This window comes from Paenibacillus sp. E194, from assembly GCF_000935845.1.
Classification (GTDB): domain Bacteria; phylum Bacillota; class Bacilli; order Paenibacillales; family Paenibacillaceae; genus Paenibacillus_B; species Paenibacillus_B alvei_B.
Genome location: NZ_JMDX01000058.1, coordinates 22,156 through 28,574 on the forward strand (window position 1 = coordinate 22,156; position 6,419 = coordinate 28,574).

The 6,419-nt window shown below is 44.1% G+C and carries 8 protein-coding genes; 1 reads left to right on the forward strand and 7 read right to left on the reverse strand.

Features of this window, described 5'->3' with window-relative positions; genetic code table 11:
* Nucleotides 1-7: 7 nt before the first annotated feature.
* The 7 genes from AZ66_RS10570 to rpsF all read right to left on the reverse strand — a co-directional run bounded on the left by AZ66_RS10570 (nucleotide 8) and on the right by rpsF (nucleotide 5,629).
* Entirely contained in the window at nucleotides 8-961 is a 954-nt protein-coding gene (locus tag AZ66_RS10570) for a YybS family protein (protein WP_231586818.1), read from the reverse strand.
* A 101-nt stretch (nucleotides 962-1,062) separates the two neighbouring features.
* Complete coding sequence (locus AZ66_RS10575; RefSeq protein ID WP_044354821.1) at nucleotides 1,063-1,485, reverse strand: CBS domain-containing protein; 423 nt, start codon at nucleotides 1,483-1,485, stop codon at nucleotides 1,063-1,065.
* Between the two features lie 134 nt (nucleotides 1,486-1,619).
* A complete protein-coding gene (locus AZ66_RS10580) occupies nucleotides 1,620-2,495 on the reverse strand; it encodes an LCP family protein (protein ID WP_231586819.1) in 876 nt (291 codons plus the stop codon).
* 957 nt (nucleotides 2,496-3,452) lie between these two features.
* On the reverse strand, nucleotides 3,453-3,944 hold the full coding sequence (locus AZ66_RS10585; RefSeq protein WP_044354824.1) for a hypothetical protein: 492 nt from the start codon (nucleotides 3,942-3,944) through the stop codon (nucleotides 3,453-3,455).
* A 552-nt stretch (nucleotides 3,945-4,496) separates the two neighbouring features.
* Entirely contained in the window at nucleotides 4,497-4,772 is a 276-nt protein-coding gene (gene rpsR / locus AZ66_RS10590) for a 30S ribosomal protein S18 (RefSeq protein WP_021257538.1), read from the reverse strand.
* Nucleotides 4,773-4,792: 20 nt separating this feature from the next.
* Nucleotides 4,793-5,290: a single-stranded DNA-binding protein gene (ssb, locus tag AZ66_RS10595; RefSeq protein ID WP_021257539.1), complete on the reverse strand. Its 498-nt coding sequence runs from the start codon at nucleotides 5,288-5,290 to the stop codon at nucleotides 4,793-4,795.
* Between the two features lie 51 nt (nucleotides 5,291-5,341).
* Nucleotides 5,342-5,629 carry a 30S ribosomal protein S6 gene (rpsF, locus tag AZ66_RS10600; RefSeq protein ID WP_021258399.1) on the reverse strand — a complete coding sequence of 96 codons (288 nt, stop codon included), beginning with the start codon at nucleotides 5,627-5,629 and terminating at the stop codon, nucleotides 5,342-5,344.
* Between the two features lie 235 nt (nucleotides 5,630-5,864).
* Between rpsF and AZ66_RS10605 the strand changes: the two genes are divergently transcribed.
* Entirely contained in the window at nucleotides 5,865-6,059 is a 195-nt protein-coding gene (locus AZ66_RS10605; protein WP_021258400.1) for a YjzC family protein, read from the forward strand.
* Nucleotides 6,060-6,419 lie beyond the last annotated feature (360 nt).

Below are 6,419 nucleotides of genomic sequence, written 5' to 3' on the forward strand. Positions count from 1 at the left end.
TCTCACCCTATACTTTTGGTTTGGACAGGTACTTCCGCATCGGAAGGACGAGATCCACCAATCCTACAATTCGAAGTAGTGAATAGAGCAGCGGAATAAACAATGCAGCTACTGTAATGACAATCGGCAGCGCCTTGCCCCATTTCTTCATGTGCGCAAAGAAGAAGAGAAAGGCAATTCCCTGCACCACGAATGCCAACTGCAAGAGCGGCGCCAAGTTCAATACAATCATCGTTAAGAAGCTGTCCGTTGACTTCGGGCCAACAAGGTCAAGAATCACAACGATGAAATAGTACACGACAAGAGACTTCGGAAGCATCCATTGGTGTACAGGTTTCATCTTCTGCACATCATGCCCTTGCGCGGTTAATAGACGGCGGCTGATGGCGTACGTAATCGTCCCCATATACAGCGCGCTCACAATCATCATAAAAGGAACCATCTTGCTCATGAGAAGCGCAAATTGCTGCTTCATCTCTGCTGTTACTTGCGTCGGGAATAGTGCTGACTGTTCAACACCGACCATCCCATAGTTCAGCATCTCAATCACAAATTCATACACATTGAAGTCCAGTATCCACTTCGCCACGACGAAGAGGACAAGGGACTCAACGAGAAATGTCACGGTTCCTGCAACGAACACGTTGAGTGCAGGCTTCCTGCTTTTAAACATGTGTCCAATGACAATGCCCGGAATAATAAAGTACAAGGCGGTTACAGCAACAATCATGCCTGCCTTCCCCATTAACAAGTAGACGACGGCAAGTACGGCAGCAGTGATGAGTGCGAATCTCTGCTTTGATTGCGTTGCATACAGCATCACAAATGGAACCGCCATAAAACTCATCGTCAACACCTGTATCGGCTGCAATATGGATAATAACAATACGAGCGCTACAATCGCCCATAATAAAGACGATGACCAGCGGTTTTTCAATACATTCACCTCTTGCGCATTCAATCTTTTTACCCCGGAATGAAACCTAGAGACCGCTTATTCCGCGGGTATATCCCTATATCTTCCATATTTCTGAAAAGGGCGTCATTTTCATTATACCATAATTACTTCACGTCCATAGCTTTGGTGACGAACTGCTCACAATATTCGATAATTTGACTGCGCCTCACGATGCCAATAAAACGGTTCATATCATCAACCACCGGGACAAAGTTCTGCACCTTAGCCAAATTAATAAGATCCTCCATATTGGAGTCAATTCGTACTGATTTATTATGCATATTCAGCGAAACTTCTTTCAGCAAGAATTTTGAAGCGTTCTCAAACGTAATCGCGCCATTGGAATTTTTCATGTGCCATAACAGGTCTCCTTCGGTAACCGTCCCTACATATTCCCCTTCATCATTCAAAATCGGAACAGCCGTGTACCGATGATATTCCATGCGTTCGAGTGTTTGTCTCAATGTTGTATTCAATGTAAGACTAACAACCTCATGTTTCGGTGTTAAGAAAAAAGCAATGTTCATCCGTTAGGTCTCCTCCTCAAACGACTCCAGCGAGATGATCGCTGTAACTCCCTAACAATAAATTAACACATTTAGGCATACAAAAACAAAAAGTCAGTCGTAAAAATACGACTGACTTTCCGGTTTCTATACCATTAATCTTCTTTCACTTGGCGTGGTTCCATTAGATTTTCTTTGCTCGTCTTCGGATCCAGCCAGTTGTCCAGCAGGGTCTTAATATAATCCAGATCCTCATCCTTCACCATGTAGTACCATCCGTTGCCAATCATCTTGCCGTCACCATGAAGCATATAACTGCTAATGCTAGGTACTCCGTCATTCGTGAACATCGTCTTAGCCAAATCAATCATATACTTCGGTCGCATATCCGTCGTAAAATTCTCACCCATAATTTCAATAAGCTCTGGAATGCGTCCGATTTTATCCATTTCAATGGTACGCTGCATAACCGCGTTCAAGAATATGCGGTGACGCATTGTACGGTTCATATCCGAATCCTCACGGTAACGTACGAAGTACAATGCTTCTTGACCATCATAGATTGGCTTGTTCGGCTCAATGCGGAACTTCTCATGATCGGGATCTTTGTTGACGATTGCCTTCGTTATCGGGAGTTTAACGCCATCTAATGCATTGACGACATCCTTCAATCCTTCGAAGTTAATTGTCGCATAATGGTCAACCTTATGCTTAAGCAGATTATCTACCGACTCCATGCTCATCTTCGCTCCGCCATAGGCATAAGCGTGATTGAGTTTTGTTTCAAATCCCTTGCCGATGATTTCCGTATACGTATCACGTGGAATCGACAGCAGCAATACTTTGTTATCTTGTGGTCTTACAACCGAATATATAATGGTATCAGAACGTCCAATTTCCTTGCCTCGCTGGTCAACCCCCAGCAGTAGTACAGAGAATGGCTCCGTCACTTTGCGAATTACTTCTTCTTTGCCTTCAATTGGCTTATAAGACTTATCAAGCGTCTCTTCTACATGTCCGGATAAGAACATATCGAAGGCCAGAACCGCTAGCTGCTTGCGGAATATAAATCCGCTAAGACCAACAATCGCGATGATTGCCAGAGCGATTCCCCATTTTTTATATTTATTTTTTTCATTCGTAATCCTCTTCTTCCTTTATGTGATGCGATCATATCCAAAATCCATTTACTAACCGATACTTCTTATTCCATACATATAAGAAGCATTTTGTTGCCCTTCCATACCTGTGTCAGTATAGCTCTTAGGCAATTTCCGCATTGACCAGATGAAAAACATTATGCTGCGCATGGCTATCCGCGTCAACCTGATTTCCCTATACGCATACGGTGTTTCAATTTTCCTCATGTGTGTAAGTTTCGGTTCGCTCTATTTCGAAATTGGCAGCACATCACACCTGCTTCACTTCCCAAAGATACTCGCCCCAGTGCGAACGACACAAATTTCCTATACTAGCAGTACCTATTCCCCTAGAAGGCTTCGCATGGTGATTTTTCAAAAAAGACCAGCCATGCTAGCTGCTCATCGTTACTTCTCATTTATTCGAATCATAATAATTGCGACTTTGATCATGCGATCGTGCACTTACTCTATTCGTTGAATATGAGCTTCACACCGCTTAGACCCCTACCTAGAACAGTATGTGACGATGAATGTAAAAGACATGCTCACATTCAACACTGAACAGCTTCACAACCCAATATTGGAATATCCACGTTCCCTTATGGTTAAGCTGTATCAGATATAGGATGAGCATGCTCGGTCGATTTTATCTGTTTGTAACGACCGGTAATCAGAACCCTCTTTGACAAATTTCTTTGATGATTATGCATGAAACAATATTTTTATTTTACATGCAAACGATCAAAAAGGAAAATACAGATTTCATGATCTGGATCACTATTTTGACAGAAGTACCAAAAAACCGCCCATTATTGGGCGGTTTTCACACAGGATATGGAATAATGATTATCCGAACCAGCTCTTCACCCAGCGTACAACATCTAACGTCAATGGAATGAGTCCAAACCCATGATTGCCTATAGCGACGACTCCATACGCATATTGACCGATAGCGACGACTCCTAATGCCACGTTGCTAATTGCAACAGCACCGATGGATAAGACACTACTCACGGCAACAGCACCAATCGACAGCCAATCACTAACCGCAATCGCCCCTACTGAAAACAAATCACTGAATGCAATGGCACCCGCTGCCGCCAGCAGTCCTAAGGAAATGGCACCAAATGCAAGCAGACCTACACTTATCATTCCTCCAGCGATGAGACCGATTGCGATATCCCCAATCGCGATAAGGCCAATTGCAACCTTACTGTGCCGGCCTACTCGGCTAGCGCCACTGCTCCGAATGCTAATGATCGGAATCTGTGGGGATGGCCATTGATAGTCGATTTCTTGTCCCTGCCAACGTTTACTGAATCGTTCGTGCCATCTCATGATCTAAACCTCCGTACCGAATCCATTTTCATCCTTTTCCTGCTATCCATTGTATCACTGCAGCCATATGGGGGAATCCGCCTCGAGACGGAACCCCCATCCAACTGAAGCAGCATTTATTCATTTCCGAAATCAAGATTGAATGGGATACAGGCATGGTATATTAGAAAAAGGACGGGGTTACTATATTAGCTGCACAAGTAAAGAAATGGTATGTTCTATACTTGTACATGATGAATCTTATGCAACAGGAGGAGACAGCATGAACAAATGGCTGAAGATATCGTTGTATTTTCTTGGGGGGATCGTGCTATTGGCATGTGCGGGGAAAGCAAATATCTCGGAAGTGGGCGAATTATGTGCCCACGAAGATGCCTAGCGGATATAGCAATAAAAAGGGAGAAATCTTAAACCTTACGTTCCGCTAGTATATTATTATCAGCAATCCAAAATCGAACACGATGGGAAATAACGAAAACGCATCTTCGATAAATTAAATATGCCAATAAAAAAAGACAGCTGATATGATATCAGCTGTCTTCTGCACCATCATTACTCCGTAGTGTAAGGAAGCAATGCTACTTGGCGAGCGCGTTTTACAGCGATCGTCAAAGCACGTTGGTACTTCGCGCTTGTACCTGTTACACGGCGTGGCAAGATTTTGCCGCGCTCGCTGATGAATTTCTTCAACAGGTCGATGTCTTTATAATCAATGTGAGTGATTTTGTTAACTGTGAAGAAGCACACTTTACGGCGCTTGTTGCGACCTCTACGGCCACCGAATTTACGGCCTTCGCGTTCGCCGCCTTCATTTTGCTTAAAGCTCATTCATGTCAGTCCTTTCCGTTCTAGAATGGCAAATCATCATCGGAAATGTCGATAGGTCTGCCGTCATCAGAGAAAGGATCTGCAGCTGCTTGTCCGCGAGAATTAGAATTCCCACCACGTGCTGGAGCATTGTTGTATTGCGGTGCTGGCGCACCGTAATTGCCGCCGCCCATATCATCACGTGTTCCCCCGTTATCACGGTTCGATTCCAAGAAACGCACATTATCAGCAATAATTTCGGTTACGTATACACGTTTACCTTCGTTATTGTCATAGTTGCGCACTTGAATGCGTCCTTCTACTGCTGTAAGCCGACCCTTGCGCAAATAATTTGCACATGTCTCAGCCAACTGCCGCCAAGTAACGACTGGAATAAAGTCCGCTTCACGCTCCCCACCTTGACTCGAGAACGGTCGATCAACCGCTAACGTGAACTGCGTTACTGCCACTCCAGACGAAGTGTAGCGCAATTCTGGGTCCCGTGTAAGTCGTCCTATCAATATCACGCGATTCAACATGCTATCCCCTCCTTCGACGTATCCTTTACGAATTTACGATAGTTTTGGCTATTAAGCCACGTCGCTAACGACAAGATGACGGATGATTTCGTCAGCAATTTTCAGTTGACGATCCAACTCCGCTACTACTGCAGGTTCTGCAGTAAAGTTCACGAGAACGTACACGCCATCGCGTAACTTCTTGATTTCGTAAGCAAGACGACGCTTACCCATCACATCGTGCTTCGTAATTTCTCCACCGCCGTTAGAGATAACGCCTTGGAATTTTTCGACTACTGCTTGAACAGCTTCTTGCTCTACGTCAGGACGAATGATGTACATCAATTCGTATTTGCGCATTTCACGTTCACCTCCTTATGGACTTCAGGCCTCTGATCTTATCAGAAGCAAGGAGCGAGAAAACTCGCACTAAACTAGTGTACCAAAATGAAAGATGACATGCAAGTGCATCTTCGTTTCCGCATACAAGCACTTTTCTCCATTCATTAAGGGGTACCACTGCGCACACACTACATAAGCAAGCGATCTCGTTACGCTTCTGCATCTATACAACAAGCATACAGGAGGTTATACGATGGGCGAGCAAACAGAATTTGAACCGGGAGACAAAGCACCCAATGATGCCATTTATATGGAAGTCGGTGAGAAAAGCTTCCATACTGAGATTCAAGATCCAAAACAAATTAAGTTGAAGAAGGGCGACACATTCCCGGAAACAACGAACAAAGACCGAAAGTGGAAGAAAAAGCGCCATGCTTTGACGCACTGATTCAATCGTTTCACTTTTTTTATTATCTGTGTATAGAAACGCGATAATGAGTCATAATAACAACTGACGGTGCGAAGCGAGGTGGGTTCCGTTGAACAATGGAGCGAAGAAGCCTAGTGGAGACATTTAACTTTACGACATAAGAGAAGCGAGGGGTTGTGCTAAAGACCATTTGTCTGCAACACACTTATCGTAATATGGATACCTTACAGGTTCCATGTGATGTAGGAAGCCTAAGCCATCTGAACATTGTGAAGATAGAAGTCGAATAAGCACCGTCAACCAGGAAGGGATTTCGCGCAAGCGAGATCCCTTTTCTCGTTTGCTGCACCCTTTTTAGTTTTTTTCGGATGTATAATT

What these genes read in the sequence shown, in the direction of transcription:
- AZ66_RS10580 (WP_231586819.1), bottom strand. Translation starts at nt 2,495, where the DNA reads ATGTTCTTATCCGGACATGTAGAAGAGACGCTTGATAAGTCTTATAAG.
- AZ66_RS10585 (WP_044354824.1), bottom strand. Translation starts at nt 3,944, where the DNA reads ATGAGATGGCACGAACGATTCAGTAAACGTTGGCAGGGACAAGAAATC.
- rpsF (WP_021258399.1), bottom strand. Translation starts at nt 5,629, where the DNA reads ATGCGCAAATACGAATTGATGTACATCATTCGTCCTGACGTAGAGCAA.
- ssb (WP_021257539.1), bottom strand. Translation starts at nt 5,290, where the DNA reads ATGTTGAATCGCGTGATATTGATAGGACGACTTACACGGGACCCAGAA.
- AZ66_RS10605 (WP_021258400.1), top strand. Translation starts at nt 5,865, where the DNA reads ATGGGCGAGCAAACAGAATTTGAACCGGGAGACAAAGCACCCAATGAT.
- AZ66_RS10575 (WP_044354821.1), bottom strand. Translation starts at nt 1,485, where the DNA reads ATGAACATTGCTTTTTTCTTAACACCGAAACATGAGGTTGTTAGTCTT.
- rpsR (WP_021257538.1), bottom strand. Translation starts at nt 4,772, where the DNA reads ATGAGCTTTAAGCAAAATGAAGGCGGCGAACGCGAAGGCCGTAAATTC.